This is a genomic window from Janthinobacterium sp. GMG1, assembly GCF_034427795.1.
Taxonomy (GTDB): Bacteria; Pseudomonadota; Gammaproteobacteria; order Burkholderiales; family Burkholderiaceae_D; genus Janthinobacterium.
On record NZ_JAXQNT010000040.1, the window covers coordinates 1 to 687 of the forward strand.

General features: G+C 58.4%; 1 protein-coding gene. It reads left to right on the top strand.

The features are described 5' to 3' along the window. Positions 1 to 24: 24 nt before the first annotated feature. Positions 25 to 687: phospholipase effector Tle1 domain-containing protein (locus SJI03_RS28785; protein ID WP_322429455.1), on the top strand; the 663-nt coding region annotated here is incomplete at its 3' end.

A 687-nucleotide genomic window follows, 5' to 3' on the forward strand; every position in this document is an offset into this window, starting at 1 on the left:
CATATCCCATCGCTGACCCTGTCCGTGTTCGGTTTTTCGCGGGGCGCCGCCGAGGCGGTAGCGTTTTGCCAGCTGTTTGCCGATTTGCTCACGCCACGCGAAGGTGAGGTGCAGAAGTTTGCCGGGATCCCTGCCAGCATCGATTTTCTTGGCGTCTTTGATACGGTGGCAACCGTGGGCAGTTCGGGGTCGGTGGCGAAAACCACGATCGCGCCTGGTGCGATGTTCGATGGCCATTGGGCCTGGGCCAATGAATTGCTCAAGCCGCTACCTCGCTGCGTCCATGCAGGTCTGCATTACATTGCCACGCATGAGCAGCGCATGAATTTTCCCGTTACGCGCCTGGAAGGGAATATCAAGGAAATATATTTTCCTGGCGTGCACTCCGACGTGGGAGGTGGTTATGGTCCGGGGGAGCAGGGAAAGGGGCGCGGCGGACAAGCAGCCTTGTTGTCGCAGATTCCGCTGGCGCACATGTTCAAGGAGGCGCGCCTCAAGGGCGTGCCTTTGAAACCTTTCAGTGAATTGGATGTAACGGTACAAGATGACTTCCAGGTCAGTCAAGAGCTTGCCAGCGCCTGGGAAGCATACACCACCGAGCTGGCCAAGCAAGGTGATTTGCTGAGCAAGCACATGGAGCTGTATTACCGCTGGCGCGCCGTGCGCGTCAAGACCCTGGAGGCCACA